14 protein-coding genes and 2 pseudogenes are annotated in these 20,665 nt (G+C 57.8%); 4 read left to right on the plus strand and 12 right to left on the minus strand.

Annotation, left to right across the window (positions count from 1 at the left end):
- Positions 1-3,408: DUF4082 domain-containing protein (locus tag BS630_RS25895; RefSeq protein ID WP_077979853.1), on the minus strand; the 3,408-nt coding region annotated here is incomplete at its 3' end.
- A gap of 651 nt (positions 3,409-4,059) precedes the next feature.
- Between BS630_RS25895 and BS630_RS25900 the strand changes: the two genes are divergently transcribed.
- The gene (locus BS630_RS25900) at positions 4,060-5,373 is read left to right on the plus strand and encodes a polysaccharide biosynthesis/export family protein (protein ID WP_077979670.1); all 1,314 of its coding nucleotides are present in this window, start codon (positions 4,060-4,062) and stop codon (positions 5,371-5,373) included.
- A 246-nt stretch (positions 5,374-5,619) separates the two neighbouring features.
- Positions 5,620-7,128: an O-antigen translocase gene (locus tag BS630_RS25910; RefSeq protein WP_077979671.1), complete on the plus strand. Its 1,509-nt coding sequence runs from the start codon at positions 5,620-5,622 to the stop codon at positions 7,126-7,128.
- A gap of 73 nt (positions 7,129-7,201) precedes the next feature.
- Here BS630_RS25910 and BS630_RS25915 read toward each other — a convergent pair whose 3' ends face one another.
- The 6 genes from BS630_RS25915 to BS630_RS25940 are packed head-to-tail and all read right to left on the minus strand — an operon-like array spanning position 7,202 to position 12,736.
- Entirely contained in the window at positions 7,202-8,419 is a 1,218-nt protein-coding gene (locus BS630_RS25915) for a DegT/DnrJ/EryC1/StrS family aminotransferase (protein ID WP_077979672.1), read from the minus strand.
- Positions 8,416-9,390, minus strand: coding sequence for an NAD-dependent epimerase/dehydratase family protein (locus BS630_RS25920; RefSeq protein ID WP_077979673.1), 975 nt, complete (start codon positions 9,388-9,390; stop codon positions 8,416-8,418). The genes BS630_RS25915 and BS630_RS25920 overlap by 4 nt, the downstream gene beginning before the upstream one ends.
- Positions 9,387-10,106: an acyltransferase gene (locus BS630_RS25925; protein WP_077979674.1), complete on the minus strand. Its 720-nt coding sequence runs from the start codon at positions 10,104-10,106 to the stop codon at positions 9,387-9,389. Before BS630_RS25925 ends, BS630_RS25920 begins: the two co-directional genes overlap by 4 nt.
- Positions 10,096-11,199, minus strand: coding sequence for a DegT/DnrJ/EryC1/StrS family aminotransferase (locus BS630_RS25930; RefSeq protein ID WP_077979675.1), 1,104 nt, complete (start codon positions 11,197-11,199; stop codon positions 10,096-10,098). Before BS630_RS25930 ends, BS630_RS25925 begins: the two co-directional genes overlap by 11 nt.
- The gene (locus BS630_RS25935) at positions 11,196-12,233 is read right to left on the minus strand and encodes a Gfo/Idh/MocA family protein (RefSeq protein WP_017957535.1); all 1,038 of its coding nucleotides are present in this window, start codon (positions 12,231-12,233) and stop codon (positions 11,196-11,198) included. The genes BS630_RS25930 and BS630_RS25935 overlap by 4 nt, the downstream gene beginning before the upstream one ends.
- Positions 12,233-12,736 (minus strand): acyltransferase, encoded by a 504-nt coding sequence (locus BS630_RS25940; protein WP_025398417.1) that lies wholly within the window; start codon positions 12,734-12,736, stop codon positions 12,233-12,235. The genes BS630_RS25935 and BS630_RS25940 overlap by 1 nt, the downstream gene beginning before the upstream one ends.
- 549 nt (positions 12,737-13,285) lie before the next feature.
- On the opposite strand from BS630_RS25940, the gene BS630_RS25945 reads away from it, so the two are divergent.
- Positions 13,286-14,062 (plus strand): response regulator transcription factor, encoded by a 777-nt coding sequence (locus BS630_RS25945; protein WP_025398418.1) that lies wholly within the window; start codon positions 13,286-13,288, stop codon positions 14,060-14,062.
- 173 nt (positions 14,063-14,235) lie between these two features.
- Here BS630_RS25945 and BS630_RS25950 read toward each other — a convergent pair whose 3' ends face one another.
- The 4 genes from BS630_RS25950 to BS630_RS25965 are packed head-to-tail and all read right to left on the minus strand — an operon-like array spanning position 14,236 to position 19,538.
- Positions 14,236-16,077, minus strand: a complete 1,842-nt coding sequence (locus BS630_RS25950) for a glycosyltransferase family protein (protein WP_077979676.1) — start codon at positions 16,075-16,077, stop codon at positions 14,236-14,238.
- Positions 16,078-16,081: 4 nt separating this feature from the next.
- Positions 16,082-17,125, minus strand: coding sequence for a UDP-glucuronic acid decarboxylase family protein (locus BS630_RS25955; RefSeq protein ID WP_077979677.1), 1,044 nt, complete (start codon positions 17,123-17,125; stop codon positions 16,082-16,084).
- A gap of 45 nt (positions 17,126-17,170) precedes the next feature.
- Positions 17,171-18,664, minus strand: coding sequence for a sugar transferase (locus BS630_RS25960; RefSeq protein ID WP_077979678.1), 1,494 nt, complete (start codon positions 18,662-18,664; stop codon positions 17,171-17,173).
- Positions 18,665-18,671: 7 nt separating this feature from the next.
- Complete coding sequence (locus BS630_RS25965; protein WP_017957541.1) at positions 18,672-19,538, minus strand: WecB/TagA/CpsF family glycosyltransferase; 867 nt, start codon at positions 19,536-19,538, stop codon at positions 18,672-18,674.
- A gap of 226 nt (positions 19,539-19,764) precedes the next feature.
- Between BS630_RS25965 and BS630_RS38740 the strand changes: the two are divergent.
- Positions 19,765-19,961, plus strand: a pseudogene (locus BS630_RS38740) (transposase); the annotation flags it as partial.
- A gap of 247 nt (positions 19,962-20,208) precedes the next feature.
- On the opposite strand, the pseudogene BS630_RS38160 reads toward BS630_RS38740, so the two are convergent.
- Positions 20,209-20,366: pseudogene (locus tag BS630_RS38160) on the minus strand (IS6 family transposase); the annotation flags it as partial.
- Between the last annotated feature and the right edge of the window lie 299 nt (positions 20,367-20,665).

The raw sequence follows: 20,665 nt of genomic DNA on the forward strand, positions 1-20,665 counted from the left end.
AACCACACCGCCCGAACCATTGGCCACGCCACCCTTCTCGGTCGCATTCCCCGCATCGGCAACTGCCGTCGGCGTCGTGTTGGAGGTCGACGGATTGAACATCACATCGACCCAGTAGTTCGTCGACCGGAAGGTGCTTGTGGGGTACAGGCTGGCGCTGCCATAAGTGTACACGCCGTTGCCGGTGGCCGGCGCCGTTAGCGGCCCGCTCGTCACATTGGAGATGAAATAGTCGGCGGTTGTCGAATAGTGACCGGTATTCGTGTGGTAAGACGCAGTGTAGGTTTGTCCGGCCGTCAATGCCACCGGGCTGGTGAAATAGGCGGTCTGCCAGCCGCTGGCGGTCTCGTTGGTGAAGGTGAGGGTCGCAAGCCGTGTACCGGTGCTCGACCATAATGAACCGGTATGCGTGCCCGTATCCTGACTGCCCTTGTAGAAACGAATGCCGGTGATGGTGCCAGCCGCAGAGGTCTGGAATTTGACCCCGAGTTCAACAGCCGAGGTATCGTCGGTGTTGACGACCGCTGGCGTTGCCGAACCGAAGAGAGATGTGTAACTCGGTCCGCTCACGGTGACCGTGCGCCCGGACGAGGGCGTTTCGAGGTTGATATTATCGTCAACGGCGCGGGAGCGGATGGTGTAGCTACCGGCGACCTGCGGCGACCAGGAATAAGTCCAATTCTCATCACCCGTCGCCGGATGCCAGCTCGCCCCGTTGTCGGTGGAAACCTCGACACCGGCGACGACTCCGCCGCCCGTGTCGGCAGCGGTGCCTGTAATCGTCACGGTGGATCCAACGGCCGCCGTCGCGGGTACGGTGATGATGGAGGTCGGTGCAAGATTGTCCGTGGAACCGGTTGCGGCAACGAGTCCGGATTGTAGTGTTCCCGGCTGAATGCCCATGTCGGCAAGCAGATTGACCATTGCCTGCTGCACGCGGGGATCAGTGGGGGTCGCCTGATTATCGTGATTGTCGCTCAAGCCCCATGTCCAGTAGACGGTACCGGCGCCGAACACCAATGCACCGCTCGGCGCACGATAGAGCGTCAGATTGTGGGTCGAGGTCGCATTGCCGGTCGTGTTTCCGTAGTCGAGCAAGTAGGTGCTGACCGGAAGCGTCGTCGACGATAGCTTGACAAGACCGGCTGGATCGAAGCCGTTATCGACCGCTTCGTCCCATTCGTAACCAAGATAGTTCTTGGTGAGCGTTGCCGTCTGGCCAGGCTGAAGATTGGCAACGCTGGTATTGCGCCAGAAGCGCAGGTTGGCGTCGTCATAGGGAATAGTGATCGCCTGGAGATTGCTGCCGACATCGTCGACCTTGAACAACTGTCCGGTCAGTGAGTTTTCCGGGTTTCCGCCGCCGACGGCGGGTGGGCTGAGGCGCGGATCACGGAATGTGCCTGTCCATTCGTTGGAAGGGTCGATGCTCGCGGTGGGCGAAAATGTCTCCTTGTAGGAGATCAGCGTGCGATAAGGCGTACCGTCGGCGCTATAGGCATTGCCCCAACGGGTGCGCCAATAGACCTCGTTACCGCTCCAGAACATCAGGTTGACGCCCGCATCGCGCGCGGCTTCGACGTTCGTCCTCTGCTGTCCAGACCAGTATTCGTCGTGCCCGGCATCAATATAGGTCTTGTGATTGAGCAACAGGCTGCCATAGCGGTCGGCGTCGACACCCGACAGGTAGGAGACGTCATAGCCGTTCTGTTCCAGCCAATAGATGCCCGCATATTCGGCGCCGAACAGATAATCCTGCGGACCGGCAAAAGTGCCAACCCCGCCACGGGTCGCGATCGGTCTGTTGTAGCTGACCGCATAGGCGCGACCCGCACCCTGCCCCGTCGCCGGGCCGTTGCCGCCATAGAGGTTTGCCCCACCCCAACCGTTATAAGCTTGCCAGGTCTGGTCTGCCGTCTGGAAGACGATGTCGCTTTGGCTGTCGTCGTCGCGCACGATGAACGGGATATGATTTTGGCCGGAGGTGCCATCCTGACGCACGAGCTTGGCGATATAGACGCCCGATACGGCGTCCTCCGGTGCGGTCCATGAGGCCGACACAGCCCAGTTGCCGGCATCCACCGTGCCGGTCGAGGCGTTGCGCAACGGATTTGGCTGAGTCTGCAATCCGGTATGCTGAATGGTGTCGACCTTGCGGGCGCCCATGCCGCCATAATAGCCGAGCCGGTAGATATCGATCCGGTAGTTGGTGGAATTGGTATTGATCTTGAAGCTGATGGTCTTGCCGTTGTCGACGCTGATGTCGGTCGCAAACCCTTCGATGTTGGAGCTGCCGGCGCCGTCGATGCCCCACTCGCTCTCCGGGTTACCCTGCTTCTGGTTTTCCAGCACGATCAGGTTGTTGGCCGCAGCCGCGGCCGCCAGATTTTGCGTCGTCAACGATCGCTGCGTAGAAGGTGGCGTCGTCACCGAGCCGGAAAGAGTGCCGATACCCTTGGTGGCGGTGCCCGTTCCGATTTCTCCGCCTCCTGGCAACGATCCGTTCAAGATCGTCGAATCCGCCGTCCACGTTGCGGTCCCGCGCCAGCCCGAGAGAGGGGACAGGTTACGATCGAGAAGCGGGTCGCTGGTCGAGGCGCCGATGGCCCGCTTGATCGTCGATACAAAGTCCGGCCCCTCGGTCAGCCTGGTTCCCGGCAATTGACCGTCCTGTTGAAGCACGGCGCCGCCGTGGGCCCAATCGAGAATCCGCGTGGGGGAGGTAAAGTAGCCGCATCCGCACACACCAAAGGGCATGCCAAACGCCAGTGAATCCGCGCCAGCCTGATGCGCAGTCGCCTGCGCTGACGGGCTCGATTCGAGAATGACGACATTGCCCGAGTGAGCACGCTCGCCCGTCACCGCGGCAGATCCTTCTCCCGAAACTCTCGGTGCAGGGCTTTGCGGCAAATACGGAGCCAAAGGATCGTCGCCTATGAGGCTCATTCCAGCGTAGCTGCGATAAAGGGACGATTGCGCCCCGAATGCAACGCCGTGCGCATCCCGCTCGAAACCTGCAAAACCAGGCGTGTGGGCGAACAACCGAGACGCGGCAGTGTTCCCGCTTTGAACCCCGGTCTCGCGATTTGCTGCGAAAGCGTCAGGCAGGGCAGGCAAGGACGGCGCTGGGTGGCTGATATCCACCCCACTGTCCGCGTCGCCGATCACGCCCGCACTCTGTCCAACATCATGCTCATTGAGCGCCGCGTTGTTGTGGGGATTGTCGACAAGCGTACCATCATGCTTGTTTCCATCCGCCGTTTGCACGGATGTCGCAAGTTGAGCACTATCCTCGCGCTTATCGGCAGGCTTGCGAGGCCTTCCCTTTCCGCCGACGGTCAACCATCGGGGAACCAACGAATCCAGCAGGAGTGAGCGTGATGTCCACCGGCGAGCGTTGCGATACATGGCGTGGCCTTCTCTCGCGAGATTGTCGGGATCGAATCTACGGGGATCGTTTGCTACGAAGCCCTGAATGATAGCCCAAAAATAAGCGAGTAGGTCCTACGCCTTTTGCTCTACAGGCGGCATCCTTTGGGCAAACCGCAGTGTTGGCATGGACGACGTGATGGGCGAGACACGCAAGGTGTTCGTTTGGAGGCCTTTTTCTTTGCGCCGACTTATAAGGCGACGACGCCGGTCAATATCATCGACTTGCAAAATCAACGATCCAAACACGACGGCTCTGCGGCGAGGGATCGCTGTCCTTGCGGCTAAAGCGCGTCGCGCTTTTTACGCATGTCGTTAGCGCAAAACCGTTGCACACTTTTGCGCGACATGCTTTAGCGCGCCTCTTCCTGCGCGCATGACCTCGTGGTTTCTCGGGCCGATGCCTCTGTACCGCGCCGAAGGTATATGTTCCTACTCGGTTTAGGCTAAGCCCCCTCCCCCACCTCATCAATAATGATAGGGCGATGCAAACAACCGCCACCTTCCTCAAGGCTTCGCCAGATTGCACACTGGCATTGCGGCTTCGGACCTGGCGCCCGATGCTCGCGTAGCGCCTAAGGCATTGAACCGGTGTCCGTTTAAGGACGCTTTTGCAGGCTGGACATGTAAATGAAGCTATCGTATCGCGTTCTTAACGTGTTCTTTCCGGCGACGCTTGTCATCAGTACACTCGTCTTTCTTGCCGGAGCTGTGCCGCCGGCTCTCGCCGATGACACTGCTTTTGCTCCGCAGACGAAAATCCGTCTGACGATTGTCCAATGGATGCAGTCCAAAGGCCAATATGAAAGATGGGATGCGCTTGGCGGTGAATATACCGTCTCGGATGAAGGCGCTGTCTTTTTGCCCTTTCTTGGATCCGTTTCCGTCGGCAATCGCGATAACACCAGCCTCACGAACGAGATTGCCAAGCGTCTGCAAGAAAAAATCGGATTGGTTCAGCCACCCGCAGTCACGATCGAAATTCTCGAATACCCGCCAATCTATGTCGTCGGAGACGTAACCACGCCTGGGCAGTACAAATTCCGCTCAGGACTTACCGTCCTGCAATCCCTGGCAATGAGCGGCGGCCCGTTCCGCGCCACAAGTCTGCAGCAATCGCAGACGATCAAACTCGCGGGCGAGCTGCGGGAAATCGACCACTCCCTGCTGCGCAGCACTGCCAAATTAGCACGGCTCCAAGCAGAGATGACAGGGGCAAAGGAGATAATTTTCGATCAGACGCTCGGCGTCAATCAGCAATACGCCGCGGGAATATACAACGAGGAACGGGTCATTTTTCAGGCTCGCGCAAATGCGCTGGACAGGCAGTCGAAGGCGCTCACGGAATTGCGTGATCTTTTGAATAGTGAAGTCGGCATGCTGGGCGAGAAGGTGCAGGGCTCGGAGGACAATATCAAATCGATCGAGGACCAGCTGACCAGCGTCAAAACACTGGTTTCGAAAGGCCTCACCGTTTCGTCGCGTCAATTGGATCTGGAACGGTTGCTCACCACCTACCGCTCCGATCGGCTCGACCTTGTCACCGCCATCATGCGGGGCCGTCAGGCGATCAGTGAGACAACGCGAAATCTTGAGGGGCTTTATGATACGCGGCGAAGCGAAGTCGCTTCCGAATTGCAGTCGGAACAGGCAAGTCTCGACCAGCTCAAATTGAAGCGCGAGATGACGCAAAAACTGCTTCTCGATGACCTCGCGACAGGGGGAAGCTCGAATATCACCGACGAGGCGCTCCCGCTGACGTTTACGGTGAGCCGGCGAAGCGAAGGCCAAATCAGGCAGTTCCAGGCCTCCGAGACAACGGCACTGATCCCGGGTGATGTTGTGAGGGTCGTTCGACCCCCCATTGCGGATCGCGTGTCTCAGGCCGCGCCCGCCGACCTGCCGCGTGAAACTGAAACACGCGCCAGTCAGGCAAGCCAGTGACCCGCGAAAAGCATGTATTGCAAACGAACTCGCAGCGGACGATTGACCAGCGCCAAGGCGCTCCGACTACCTGCGCGAGAGAAATTGCTCTTGATACGAGCTGCCATAAACCCGACCAGGTCTTGAATTCGCTTCCTGCCTCAACAGCAATGCCTGTGCCGCGTATCTCCGAAGCGGCGTTGGGCAACATGTCGGCGACATTGCGCCGGAGATCCCGCCCCACAGCATAGCGGCCAAGGACAATTGATGACTTTGCGCATGATCCCAGCCAGTGGGCAGACTTATACCCAGATCCTCAAGTCGACGATGCTGATGGGCGGTTCCTCGCTCGTGAACGTCGCTCTAAGCGTCATTCGTAACAAGGCCCTGGCCGTTCTGCTTGGGCCAGAAGGCGTGGGGCTCATGGGCCTCTACCAGTCAATCGTCGATATCGCGCAAACGGCCGCTGGTCTGGGACTGGGCGGCAGCGGGGTGCGCCAGATCGCCGAGGCCGCCGGTACCGGCGACGAAGCGAGGATCGCACAGTCGGCGAAAGCGCTAAGACGCATATCGATAATACTCGGCCTGCTTGGCGCGCTCCTTCTTGCAGCGCTGGCATTTCCGGTCTCGAATTTCACCTTCGGCGACTACCAGCACGCCGGTGGCATCGCGCTGCTCTCGCTCGCTGTATTTTTCCGGATAGTGTCGTCCGGGCAGACGGCGTTGATCCAGGGCTTACGTGGCATTGCAAATCTTGCCCGCATCAATGTGCTCGTAGGTTTTTTCAGCACAGTGAGCACTGTCCCGCTGATTTACCTGTTCGGCGCGCAGGCGATCGCACCGTCGGTCGTAGCGATTGCGGCCGTCACAACACTCTCCACCTGGTGGTACAGCAGACGGATAGGCGCACACTCGCCGCGAATGTCGGCTCGCCAATTTGGTCAAGAGTGGGCACCTCTGCTGAGATTCGGCGCCGTCTTCATGGCGAGCGGACTTCTGACCTTCGGCGCGGCCTATGCGATCCGCATCATCGTATTGAAGGACGGGGGCGTGATGGCCGCAGGATTGTATCAGGCGGCCTGGGGGTTGGGCGGTCTCTATGCCGGCTTCATTTTGCAGGCGATGGGAACGGACTTCTATCCGCGCCTGACCACGACTGCGGACAATCACGCCGAATGCAACCGCCTCGTCAATGAACAGATGGAAATCAGCATCCTTCTTGCCGGCCCTGGTCTGCTCGCCACGTTGACGCTGGCGCCGCTCATGATGAGCCTGTTCTATTCTTCGGAGTTTCATGGGGCGGTGGATCTCTTGCGCTGGATCTGCCTTGGCATGATGCTCAGGATCATCGCCTGGCCGATGGGTTTCATCATCTTGGCGAAGCGTGCCCAAGCCATCTTCTTCTGGACGGAGGCGGCGGCTACGCTCGTGCATGTAGGGCTGGCATGGCACTTCGTATCGAAGTTCGGTACGCCAGGAGCCGGCATGGCGTTTTTCGGCCTCTACGTCTGGCATAGCATCCTCATTTACGTGATCGTGCGGCGGCTTACCGGCTTCCGCGGGTCCGCAGCCAACCGCAGGCACGTGCTGCTTTTCCTGCCTGCATCGGTGTTGGTATTTTCGGCATTTTGGGTCTTGCCGTTATGGCCGGCGATAGGCATCGGCGCCTTGGCCGTAGCTCTGACGGGGATCTACTCGCTGCGCATGCTGATCCAGCTTCTTCCGCCCGAGATGATGCCCGCAGTGATCAGAGGATGGATCGCGAAATTTGCCTAATAAAAAATGCGCATCGAGGCGATGCGCATTAGGCCCTGCGGCACAACGAGGATTGCATCACGCAATCAGGAAATCATACAAGCGCGATGTCCCGATCGTGCTGTACGGCGGCGGGTATGCTGGCCGCCTCAGCCAATGAGCTTCGAAGTGCTTCGACAACCCTGACGATGTCGAGATCCGCCATCTGAGCATAAAGCGGCAGGATTATTGTTTGCCGCTGCGCTGCCACGCTTCGCTTCAGACTTGTGGCAGCACGATGGGAACTTTGGCCCGAATAGGCCCCCTCCAGATGGATGTTCATCACACCGCGCCGGGTGGATATCCCCTGATCGAGCAGCGCTTGCATGACCGCCCTTTGGTCGACAGCATCAGGCAATCTCACACAAAAGCTCTGCCAGTTGCTGCGAGCCCAGCCGGGCTCGATTGGCAGCGTTAGCCCAGGGATCGTGGACAGGCGCTCTATATACTGCTCGGCAAGCCGCCGGCGCTGCGCAATCAGCTCCGGCAGCCGCCGCAGTTGCACCCGTCCGACCGCCGCCTGAAGGTCAGTCATGCGGTAGTTGTAGCCTAGTTCATCATAGTCTTCAAAGATCACCTGCCTCGAGCCGTGACGGACGGCGTCGGTGACGCTCATGCCATGCTGGCGCCAGAGGCGAAATTTTCGGTCATACTCGGGATTGGCCGTAGTCAACATGCCACCATCACCGGTCGTGACGACCTTACGGGGGTGGAAGGAGAAGCAGGCAATGTCGCCATGCGACCTGCCAATTTTTTCCCAATTTCCATCCCAAAGGATTTCGCTTCCCGTTGCGCACGCCGCATCCTCGATGACCGGTATCGAGAGGCGCTTCCCGATCTCAACGACAGGGCGAATATCGCAAGGCATGCCGAGCTGATGAACGCACAGGATTGCCTTGGTCCGGGACGTGATTGCCCTTTCGATCAGGCTAGGGTCGATGTTGTAACCGTCCGCCTCGATGTCGATAAAGACAGGCACGCCATCGCAGTATCTGATGGCGTTCGCGGTTGCGATGAACGAATGACTGACCGTAATGACTTCATCACCGGCACCGATACCTACCGCCATCAAGGCGAGATGCAGTGCGGTCGTGCAGTTTGAAACGGCGCAGGCATGTGCAGCGCCGACAAAGGCAGCGAATTCACTCTCGAAAGCGGCAACTTCCGGCCCCTGCGTCACCCATCCTGATAGAATAACGCGGCGGACAGCCTCCGCCTCCTCCTCTCCGAGAACGGGCTTGGCAACTGGAACTACAGGTAGCGACGGGCTCATGCAGCTTGGCCTCCTGCCGCATCGGTCTTCATCTTCCACCAGGCGACAAGGTCGCGAAGCCCTTGTTCCATCGATATTTCCGCTTTGAAGCCCAGGAGTTTCTCGGCCTTGCTGATATCGGCAAGACGACGGGTTACGCCGTTTACCGCGCGGGCTTCTTTGTGCTGCGGTTCGAGTGAGACCCCCATGATATCGCTCAGCATCTGCGCGAGTTCCCGGAGGCTTATCTCCCTGCCGCTCGCGACATTGAACACTTCATCCGTGACATCGCTCTTCGCAGCCAGCAGGTTTGCCCGGGCGATGTCACGTGCATCGACGAAGTCCATCGTCTGGCTGCCGTCTCCATAGATGAGGGGTGGCATCCCGGTCGCCAGACGCTCCATCCAGCGGATCAGCACTTCGGTATAGGCGCCGTAAACGTCCATTCGCGGCCCGTATACGTTGAAATAGCGCAGCGCCACATAGCGCAGACCGTACATCTCCGCAAAGCTGCGAAGCAGCCCCTCGTTAAACGTCTTGGCCGCCCCGTAGATCGTCCTGTTATTATAGGGATGATGCGCTTCGGTGGTCGGAAAGCTTTCGGCCAAACCCAGCACAGAGGCAGAAGAGGCAGCGACGACTTTCGACACGCCTGCCTTTACGGCAGCTTCGAGAACATTGAACGTGCCTTCGGCCAGCACATCGAAAGCAAGGCGTGGGTCTTCCGCGCATTGCGTGATGCGGATGGCCGCCTGGTGAAAGACGATGTCCACGCCCTCGAAGGTTCTCGCCAACAAGGCTCTGTCACGGATATCTCCTTCAATGATGTTGACGGACCCGCCACCTATTGCCGTGCTGAGATTGTCCCGGCGTCCGCGCACGAAGTTGTCGAGGATGATAATCTCCCGCGGCTTCTCCAATGCGACGAGATCGGCGATATGCGACCCGATCAGGCCGGCTCCGCCGGTAATGAGTACCCGTTGATTTCTCACGATCTTCCTCCATGCGATAAATCCAGCACAGGATCGGCTTCCGTGCGCCAGCGTATGAACTTCGCCGGCACACCCGCCACGACTGAAAACGGTTCGACATCGGAGACAACGACTGCACCCGCTCCGACGATCGCCCCTTTTCCGATGCTCACGCCGGGAAGAATCGTTGCGTTCGTTCCAATATCGGCCCATGCGCCGATGCGGACCGGCTTGATTTCGAGATCGGTGCGAATGATCGGCACATCCACCGGCTGTGCTGTGTGGGTCGAGCCAAGCACCTTGGCGCCAGGGCCCCAGCCGACACAATCCTCGATAACCAGGTCGCGTGCGTCGAAATAAGCCATCGGGCCGATCCAGACATTGTCGCCGATCACGCAAGTGCCGTCGAAGCGGCCCTGGATATAGGCCTGAGCGCCGATGAACACGCCATTGCCGATTTCAAACGTTTCCGGATGTTTGAAACCGGCGCCGCCCGCAACCTGCAGTCCCGTGCCGCAGCTCCGCGCGATCGCTTGCCAAATGGCTTTCCGCATCAGAGTGTCGACGACCCCGTCGCCTGTGGCGAAACGACCATAGAGGTCTATCAGGCCAGCGCGCCCGTATGATTGTCTGAGTTCTTCGACCAACCCAGTTTGGTAGCCAGGATCTGCCGGCCTTTCATGGCGACCATGGACCGCCTGCACCAGTCGAGCCTCGCCGGCGCGGTTAACTGACATAGGCGTACTCCAGCGCGGCGACCACCAGGTCAACGTGACGTACAGGCATCTCTGGATAGATCGGCAGCGAGAGGACCTCCCGTGCCGCGGCTTCCGAGAGTGGGAAATCCCCGGCCTGGTAACCAAGGTCGGCATGGGCTTTCTGCAGATGAACAGGGATGGGATAATGGAGCCCGGACGGAATGCCTTCCGCGCTGAGCAGCCGTTGAAGCCCATCGCGATCACGGCTTCTTATGGCATAGACATGATAGACGTGACGCCGGTCGGATGCTTCGACAGGGGTCGTCAAAACCGTCGACCCGGCAAGCAGCGAAGAGTAGCGGCGCGCATGCGTGCGACGCGCCTCGGTCCAGGCTTCAAGGTGCCGGAGCTTGACACGCAGGATCGCGCCTTGAATGGCGTCCATGCGATAGTTAAAGCCCTTCAGCAGATGGTGATAGCGCTGCTCCTGACCCCAGTCTCGCAGCATGCGCATCGTCTTGGCCTGATCATCGTCATTGGTAACGACCATACCCCCCTCGCCGCAGGCGCCGAGGTTTTTGCCCGGATAGAAGCTGAAGCAGCCGGATAGGCCGATACTGCCGGCGCGGTGGCCTTTGTATTGCGCGCCATGGGCCTGGCAGGCGTCTTCGATGACGGGTATCCCGTGGCGCTCGGCAATTGCCTTGATCGCGTCCATATCGGCCATTTGACCGTAGAGATGGACGGGAACAATGGCCTTGGTCCGGGGAGTAATCTTTGCCTCGACTTCCGCCGGATCCATCGTGAGTGTCACGGGCTCAACATCGACGAACACGGGCCGTGCGCCCGTGTAGCAGATAGCCGACACGGTTGCGACGAACGTGAATGGCACGGTAATGACCTCATCGCCGGGACCAACGCCCGCCGCAAGCAGGGCAAGATGCAAGGCACTCGTTCCGGTGTTGACGGCTATCGCATGCTTGACGTTGCAATAATCTGCGAATTCCTGCTCGAAATGCGCGACCTCGTCGCCCAATACGTACTGCCCCGAGGCGAGGACGCCGAGCACGGCGGCGTCGATCTCACCCTTGATTGATTGATATTGTGCCTTAATGTCCAGGAACGGGATCATGCGATGCGCCTTGCCTCTTCGAGCTCGATGATGCGACCGCGCTGGGCCAACGACCGGCTTGCTGCCTCCAGAATCCGAACGACGCGCAGGCCGGCATGGCCGTCCGTAATGGGCCGCGAATTCTGCTCGATGCACTCGACGAACTGATCCAGTTCGCGTTTCAGTGCTTCGGTCATATCGAGCTTGGGCGCCCACATGTCGCCGCTGCGGTAGCCGACCATCATCTGATGCACCTTCTCACCGTAAGCCTGAGAATTGGGGTTCAACGTGATGCCCTTGTCGTAGACCTTGATTTTTTCGCTGGGCTCCAGATCGTCGTAAACGATCATCTTGTTGCTGCCACCGATCAGCGTGCGGCGCACCTTGACCGGCGCCAGCCAATTGACGTGGATGTGTGCGATGAGCTTGCTTTCGAAGAAGAGCGTCAGGTAGGCGATGTTTTCCGGCTCGCCGAGTACATGGCTCATGCCTGTCGCTGAAACAGCCACCGGCCTTTCCTGCACGACATGGTCCAGGATGGAGAGATCATGGACCGCGAGGTCCCAGATGACGCTGACATCATGCTGAAAGAGCCCCAGATTGACCCGAACCGAGTCATAATAATACATGTCCCCCAAGCCGTTCTCGACCAGTTCACGCATCTTGCGAACGGCGCCGGTATGGACGAAGGTGTGATCCACCGCCAGCACGAGGCGTCGACGTGTGGCCTCTTCGACCATCCGCGAAGCTTCCTCCGTCGTCGATGCCATCGGCTTTTCGACGAAGACATGCTTTCCGGCCATCATAGCCTGCATTGCAAGCTTGAAATGGGTGAAGACCGGGGTCGCGATAGCGATGGCATCCACTCTTGGATCACGCAGCACTTCCTCGAAATCATCGGTGATCGTCACGGCGGGGTAGCGGCTTTTGACAGCCGCCAACCGGTCAACATTGAGATCACAGACAGAAACGAGGTGCGCTCCGGCTGCCTCCGAGATGTTGCGAACCAGGTTCGGCCCCCAATATCCATACCCAACAACAGCGATGCCGATCATCACATTCCCTCCAACGCGTGCATGTCGACTGGCCCGTCATTGACACGGCCGATAACCCTGGCTGGAACGCCCGCGACGATGGCGCCATCCGGCACATCCTTTGTTACAACCGCTCCCGCTCCGACCTGGGCAGCCTCTCCGATCGTCACGCCGGGCAGAATTGTGGCGTTGCTGCCGATCGATGCGAGGCGCTTGACAAGCGTGGGGATGAGAATCCAGTCGGCCTCCGTCTGCAGGCTGCCATCCCGATTGACGGCGCGCGGGTAGGTGTCGTTCGTAAACATGACCCCGTGGCCTATGAACACGCCATCTTCCAGGGTCACGCCCTCACAGAGGAAGGAATGGCTGGAGATCTTACAGTCTTCTCCGACGATGACGTTCTTCTGAATCTCGACGAAGGTGCCGATGCGGGTTCCTGCTCCGATCGTGCAGCCGTAGAGATTCACAAGATCTCGATGGTGGATGACGCTGCCTTCACCCAGCTTGACGTTTGATGCAATCATCCCTGCAAACTCCCTACTCCTAACAGGCCCGATTTTCAGTCAAACAAATAGTCGTTCGATTGCGTCCAAGGCTTCACACCAACATGAGAAATACTTCTCTCCATTCCAAAGAGAATTGTTTTCTTCATCTGAGTAAAGAAACAAAACGTTTAAGCTTATCCGCCGAAAGGCGTATCTACTTAAGACGACTTACGCCCCGGTTTATGCCCCTGACCATCATTGGTGGTGGGGTTACCCCCCGCACTCGTCGGCTGCTTACGTCGGAGACAGCGATGGTTTCCATGCATTTAGGGGTTCATCGCCAAACGGCGACGCAACAACAGAGACTATCCCGCAAGCTCTCCAGTAAGACCTAGGTCTATACTCAGGCTTATCTTCAACATCTTATCCATTTATGGAATCTGTGTAGTACTTAGCCTATATTAGCTACTGTAACGCTCGGCGAATTGTGGTATTCGATTCCTACTTTAGAGTTTCCTAAACCCCCGTATTGAGAGGGGTTGGTACTCGGGTCTTAGTTGAGCGTAACGTGTTAGGGGAGGGTAAGCTGTGAATTCAGCACTTATACCGAATTTGGACCTCAGGCAGGAGAACGTAGCTCTTCCCCTCAGGATAGATAATCCGAACACATCTGCCGCGCCGGGAAGACACACGCATTCGCTTGTCATTCTCGATAATCGTGAGCTCGATCGTCAATGCCTGGCGCAATGCATGGCTGCCCAAAAAGCGGATTTGCAGATTTTGGCTTTTGGGTCAATTGAGGAGTGGAAGCAGAAGCGCGACGAATATCCTCCGCTTTCGGCAATCCTCTTGAACGTCGGCGGCAAAAAGATCGATGAACCGACGGTTTCGGAGCAAATCCGGAAGCTTTCGTCGGAATTCGCATCAACGCCACTCATCGTATTGGCCGATAGCGACGATTTCGGTCAAATCGTTAGGGCACTTGAGTACGGAGCCAAAGGGTTCATACCCGCCTCGGTCAGCGTCAGTGTCTGTATGGAGCTGATCGCGCTGTCAGTGGCAGGAGGAATTTTTGTGCCTGCAAGCGCCCTGTTCGCCATGCGTCACTTGCTGGACTCGAGCAATTCGACCGCACGCCCGCTTTCCGGCATATTCACGGATCGTCAGGTCGAAGTCGTGGAGGCGCTCCGACGCGGAAAGGCAAACAAAATTATCGCTTATGAGCTCAACCTGCGAGAAAGCACTGTAAAGGTGCATGTCCGCAATATTATGAAAAAGGTCAAAGCGACGAACAGAACGGAAGTCGTGTTCAAGCTCAACGATCTTTTTCTTTCGGGCGGCTCTGCGACAAACAGCCTGTGCTGACGGGGTCGACCGATTAGATCTTGCATCGCATCACGAGCGCATTCTCGCTCTAAACATGCTCGGTGGCTGCGCGACAAATACGCCACCGAGTCCCCGATTGCATCTTCAGCCTCACCGGAGAAGTTTGTCATGCACGCCTCTCCAGGTGAGGCTGTTTGCATGTGCGCTCACAGCTAATTGCCGGTGCCTATTGGAAGCCTGGAAAGCGCCGTTCGGATCCTGCGCAACGGGCCTCTCCGCGAATGGGGGACCAGACGCCGCGCAAGATGCCAGAAGTATCGGAACTCAGGCAGCGGCGGTACATTCGGCCTCAGGCCATTCAGGCGCAGTCTGACAATCAGGCCATCGACGCCTGAATATAGTCGCAGACGCCAACCAGCATCACGTTTGAAGTGTAGAAATGTCGCTTTCTCGCCGGCGCCGCTTCGGCCGACGGGAGCGTGATGAAGAACATTTGCAAGATCTGGCTGCTGACACCGCTCAAGAATATCGGAGAACCATGCAAGCCATTCGGAATCGCTCCGATCGGGAAGCTGATGAATGCTTTTTCGATCCCTGCCATACCGTCCCGAGACGACCCCATCGCCTGAGCGACCGAGTTGCGCGATGACGAGGCGCGCGCGCCTGAATTCGTCGTGGAATAGAGATGGATAGAAATCTTGCAGCCTCCGCGCCCGCTCACACTGGCCTCTGCAGATCAAAGCGAGAAGGTAGTACGCCCACTCGACCGGATCCGGGTTGAGTGCCCCATATTCAGTCATGGTCACCTTGACCAGGTCCACCAGAAGGTCATAGGCGCTCTCGGCGTCGCCCTCCTGCAACGCACAAATGGCAAGGCGGAATTTAGCTTCGGGGAGGTACGATACATAATCCAGGCAGCGTGCGTAGCAGTGCTTCGCCTCCTCCACCCTGCCCTGCTCGAGAAGCAGGTCGCCCTGCTTCAGTAAAGCGCGATCGCTCGCTTCCCCCACGATATGGACGCTCTCTTGCTTGGAGATCCGCTGGACTTTTGTAAGATCGCCGAAGGGGCCGGACTGGATGATCTTTTCGCCAAACTGCAGGCCCTTGTTCAGCATGAACCACTGATATATTTGCGGCCTGTGGCTCAGTGTATGACGCGCATGGATCAAACTGTAACCTGCTGTCGTGATACGCCGTATTTCGTCGGGATGGGCAAAAAGGTAATCCAGTCGCTCGACGACGTTGCGCCCGTCAACAAAGACACAGTTCTCCATGTCGACAAAGCCGGCTGCCTCCACGGCTGCCGTGCGTTCCGTCACGAGACAGGCCTTTGCCGCGGGGATCTCAAAATGCTTGCGCACGACCTCGCCGCCCATAGTGCCGCATGTGGGGACGACGAGGCTCGCGTTGAGCGCGCGCGCATAAGCCTCTCCAGACAGGAGCTGGGAAGCTAGCTTGCTCTCATAGGCGTGTTGCGGCGAGACCAGGCAGGGGTAACGGTCGCGGATTATCGGAAAGACCGTCTGTCGCCAGGGATAAAGGCCGTAGGCCTGACCTGTGAGCATGGCCGGGATGACTTTTTGCTGGCCATAGTCGTGGTAGACTTCGGGATCGATGAAATTTGGCCAGACGAACAGATTCTCCTTCACCGCCGGCATATATTCCGGAGCCATCGTTGCGATCGCGAAATACGCCTCGATGCCCCACTGCTCCATATCGGAAAGGAAGCCCGCGCGTCGATCGCACCATGCGTCGGCGTTATGAAGGCCAAGCTTGGGAATAGGGATATGGGTATTGGTGTTGGTGATTTTTATCCGACGCGAGCCATGCGACCGATAACCACTTTCAAACAGCGTCAGATCCGGTTCGTACCTGTCGCATATCTCCGCATAATCGCAGTCGCGGTTAATGACGACGACCTCGAAATGTGTTGCGAGGCATTTGACCTGCTGCTGCATGTGCAGCAGCAGGTAACCGGCCGCGTTCGCATTGGGCTGATGGTCCCATTGAAAAAAAACGAGCCGCGGCTTTCGATCATCAACGGTGCTATTCATGTCCCTATCGAATGGCTTCAGGAGCAGTGAGTTCGACGTTGGCAGACGCCAGATGCGGATAAGCCTCTTGCGAGGACTTGACGCTAAGCCTGTTCTTCACGCCGCCGGAAAGCTTCCACTCGAAATAGGCGATCGTTCTCTCAAGCCCCTCACGAAGGTTCACCTTCGGCTGCCAGCCCAGTTGTTGCGTTGCGCGGCTGATATCGGGCTTGCGCTGTGTCGGATCGTCAACTGGCAGATCCTTGAAGGCGATGCCGGACTTCGATCCCGTCATTTCGATCACCATTTCTGCCAATTCACGGACCTGGAATTCTCCGGGGTTGCCGAGATTGATGGGGCCCGTGACCCCAGCGGGCGCCGCCATCAGACGGATAAAGCCATCGATCAGGTCGTCCACATAGCAGAACGATCGTGTTTGCCTGCCGTTGCCAAAGATGGTGATCGGCTCGTTTCGAAGCGCCTGAACGATGAAATTGGAGACGACACGGCCGTCATTGGTCTGCATGCGCGGACCATAGGTATTGAAAATCCGCGCCACCCGAATTTCCACGCCATATTGGCGATGATAATCGAAGAACAGCGTCTCTGCGCACCGCTTGCCTTCGTCATAACATGCCCGCGGGCCTATGGGACTGACGCTGCCTCGATACTCCTCGGGTTGAGGGTGGACTGCCGGATCGCCATAAACTTCGCTTGTGGATGCCTGGAAGATCTTCGCCTTGGTGCGTTTTGCCAAGCCGAGCATATTGATGGCCCCGTGCACATTGGTCTTCACGGTCTGCACGGGGTCGTGCTGATAGTGGACCGGAGATGCCGGGCAGGCGAGGTTGTAGATCTCGTCGACCTCCACATAAAGCGGGAAGGTAATGTCATGGCGGAGCACCTCAAAGCGAGGATCGTCAAGAAGATGCAGCACATTGTCGCGCGAACCGGTGTAGTAATTGTCCACGCAGAGGACGTCATTGCCCTCTCGCAAAAGCCTTTCGCACAGGAATGATCCCAGAAACCCGGTGCCGCCGGTTACCATAATTCGCTTTTGTCCGTGCATTGGTATGCTCCGTTGTTGATGGTTGCCTCGCGGAAGCGAGGATGGTCAGTAGGCTCCCCCGCGCTTGAACACCGCGGGGATTGTGCTGAGAAGAATTTGGCAGTCGAGCCACAGGGACCGGTTGTCGATGTAGAACTCGTCAAGTTGCTGCTGCAGTTCGATGTCCGCATTGCTTCGTTCGGATATCTGCCAGAGGCCCGTCAGCCCCGGTGTTACCGAACGCCGCTTGTCACGAAATTCGCTATCCATCGCTGAGAGGTGATATTCTGGAAACGGACGCGGTCCGACGATGGCCATCTGCCCCGCAATGATGTTTGCCAATTGCGGCAGCTCGTCGATGCTCGAAGAGCGCAGCATATGACCTATAACCGGAAGGACGCGCGGATCGTCCTTGAGCTTGAAGTGGCTCAACCACTCGGCGCGCATGTTAGGGTCATCTCGGAAGACTGCTTCGAGGCGCTGCTCTGCATCCTGATACATCGTCCTCAATTTGAGGACGTGCACCGGCTTGCCGGACCGCCCCTCCCTGGTGTGCCAGAAGAAGACGGGGCCTGGATCAATGGCATAGATTGCAGCCGCTGCAAACGCGATGAATGGGGCGACGACAATCGATGCAGGGATGGCGATTGCGAGATCGAGGATCCGGCGAACCAAGTCCGAGTTGATTGAACTCCCACTGTTGATAAGGCGAATACCGATCTCTCCGCCGACATCCGCAGGTCGCAATCCGCTTACCTTGAGGCTCGGCGTATCGGACAGCAAAATAACTTCGGCGAACTTCCGACGCATCGCCGCCAAATCGGATGCAAGCGCGCCTGTGGCGCCCGCAATCACGGCAATGGATGGCCCGCCATCGGGCAATGCCTCCAAACTATCGAGGGAGATGGCCTCCGGCCTGATGCCATACTGCCAGTGGCTCTTGAAATGCGCCACGAGAGCGGGAGTAAGGTCGCCTCCCCCCATGACAACCGCGCGCTCCCCCCAGATTCCAAGTTTCCAGCACAGGCTCCGTGCAAGCCAATGCCCAAATGGCTGAACAATCAGCCCGAGAGCGAGGAACCCAATGACGGCAAGCAGCAGTCGTTCCCCCTCCGGCAGGATAATTGCTCCAAACGCCGCCAGGACAGCCACCTTGACGCCAGCGACAGTGCGCCGCCGCAGATGTTCATGGTCATACAACCGATACCCAGGATAGAGGCCGGCCGATGTGTAAAGAATAATCGCGGCGAATGCTGCGATCGTGAACGTACGCTCCGCCAGCGTGCCCTCCAAACCACTGGGGAAAAAGGACAGGACAACAAAGTAGGCAACCAAATAGCTTGCAATGTCGCCGGCGACTAGGAAGGACGAGGTTGCAAGCCGAGGAAGCCGACTCCGTAGTGCGACGGGCATATACAGCCCTGCCCGGTCAAAGGGATCGGCGGTCTTAGCTGCTATGGGCGGCACGGAACCTGCCGCAATCGCCCGCGACGTCATGTCATTTGAGGTGGCTGCCTTCGGCGGCCTCGGTGTCATTGCTGGCGACGCAAATAAGGACATGATGGCTTTACACCTTTGCAGCTGCTTCTTTTGGCGCGCTTGGTCCAAAAACCGCGTCTTCGATCGGAAACTTTCGAAGCCCCAGTCTCTGGAATGCCGTCAGTGAGATGAACGTCGGCACGACGACCGCATAGCGCCGCCACAGCCGTCGCGGCTCGCATAAAAGACGAAACGCCCATTCGAAGCCGCTTCTTTGAATGATCCTTGGAGCCTGCCGCTTGAGGCCGGCGTGGAAATCGAATGCGGCTCCGACACCGATGAGCATCGATGCTTCCAGACGATCGCGCATGCGCGCCATCCAGAGTTCCTGCTTTGGACTGCTCAGCCCGACCCAGATGATATCGGCGCCCGATCGATTGAGCTGGTCAGCAATCTCCGTTTCCTCCCGCGGCGACAGTTTGCGAAAAGGTGGCGCATAGGAGCCGACGATCCGAGCTTGCGGAAATTTTGCGAGAAGGCGCGCCTGCAGCTGTTCGAGCGTTTCGGCCGTTGCGCCATAAAGGAAGTGGCGCAAGCCCTTGGAGCTGCCGGCATCGAAAACGGATAACATCAGGTCAGGTCCATAGACCCTGTCGCTTTCCGCATGACCGGCACGCTTCAATGCCCATACCAACGGCATGCCGTCGGGTGTTACGAGGAAAGCCCGGTTATGTATCGACCGGAGCTCGGGATCATCTTGACACCGGACCACGCCGTGCGCGTCGCGAACGCACACATATTCCTTCCTGCCGTCTTCGATCGCTTTTTGAATAAATCCGGTGGCACTCTTGAGATTAACTGCCGAAATGCGAACACCAAGGACATTAATACATTCCAAAGAACTCGTTTGGTTGAGAACTGAATCTTGGCTTCTGTCTGCTGATTGCTTTCTCATGACCTACGCTTTCGCGATCTAAACTGTCATCAGAATATGCTGCCAAGACGATTGCCTCCATACTTGCGTCTCTAACTATTGGACGTAGAAGAGACTTCATGTTTCTACGTCTTACGCCGAGATAGGTTACATATTCGAAGTAAGGCGATGTACCCCAGCTGCTTGCCAGGCTGCTCTTTTTGATGAGCGCTGTCCCGAAAGAGCGGTTTGACCTCGGCAAAGCCGAACGCGGCTCGCCATCGCGCCAAAGCGCAACCGAAAGTGCAGCGCGCCCGCGACGCAGACCTCTACAAGGAGCGCAAGCGCATCGAGCGCTTCTTCAGCAAGCTCAAACAGTTTCGACGCGCCGCAACCCGATACGACAAACTGCTCGTGAACGTCATGGGATTGGCCAAGCTCGCCGCCATCACCGTTGCCATCCGAGTTAAACAGTTGTCCCCTGTCCGTTTACTGCGACCGGGGCAACTCATAGTCTGCGGCAGAACCGTCGATATGCTTCTTTACAACGCGGCGAGAAAAACCAGGGACCCTGCGGGGCGGCACGCTTATGAGATGAATATGGTGCATGCATCTTGCACACCGGATCGATCCAAGCCGGGTCAGCCGACGGAGCAAGCTGGATTTCATAAAGAGGACTTCCCCGCCACCGTTCCGAGGTCTCGCACCAGCGGCCGAACTTGATCGCCCACTCAGACACGGCCTGGAACGAGACATCGATATCACGCTCGGCAAGCAGATTGTCGACATCAGCGGAAACGGAAGGTGTAGTCACACCGCATGCCAGACGATCTCGGCGGGAAAGCGGTGGCGCTTGAAATGCTGGGCAATGGGTTGGCCGAATCGATACCGTCGACCTCCCCATTACCATCTCGATCAGCATCAATCGTAAGGCGATGCTGCCCAAAATTGCCGAATTCAGAAAAAAAAGTCGATTCCGCATTTGGCGGGAGCAATCCAGCCACGCCCATCAGATTTTTCTAAAGTTTTCAATGGATGCATATCGCTCTGGTTGCAGAAAGAATAACTCCCGGCAAGCGAGATATTAATACTGCCACATTTTGGGCGACTCCAAATTCACCAAATATTTCAAAACGTAACTTTGGATCGATTCGGATATTGTGGCAGCA

It is taken from the genome of Rhizobium laguerreae, from assembly GCF_002008165.1.
In the GTDB taxonomy this organism is placed as follows: Bacteria; Pseudomonadota; Alphaproteobacteria; order Rhizobiales; family Rhizobiaceae; genus Rhizobium; species Rhizobium laguerreae.